This window comes from Leifsonia sp. SIMBA_070, assembly GCF_046534635.1.
In the GTDB taxonomy this organism is placed as follows: domain Bacteria; phylum Actinomycetota; class Actinomycetes; order Actinomycetales; family Microbacteriaceae; genus Leifsonia.
The window spans coordinates 1-254 of record NZ_JAWRYK010000599.1 but is presented as its reverse complement, the minus strand read 5'-3'; the positions used below and the strand labels follow the sequence as shown (position 1 = coordinate 254).

Sequence of the window (254 nt, the reverse complement as noted above, 5' to 3'; positions counted from 1 at the left end):
CGGATCCACCGCCGGACTCGACGACGTCCGGGTACAGGGTGCCCTGCACGAGGAACTTGATGGGCTCGCCCTCGGCCTTGGCCTCGTCGACGAGATCGCGCTGGACCTTCTCGAACGCGCGGATGAACTCGCGACCGATGATCTTGCGCTTCGTCTCGGGATCCGTGACGCCGGCGAGGTGGCCGAGGAAGGTCTCCTCGGCGTCGACCGTGATGAGGCGCACGCCGGTCGATTCGACGTAGTCCTTTTCGACC

1 pseudogene is annotated in these 254 nt (G+C 66.1%); it reads right to left on the bottom strand.

Annotation, left to right across the window (positions count from 1 at the left end):
• Nucleotides 1-254 (bottom strand): annotated as a pseudogene (locus SB754_RS21625) (GMP synthase (glutamine-hydrolyzing)); the annotation flags it as partial.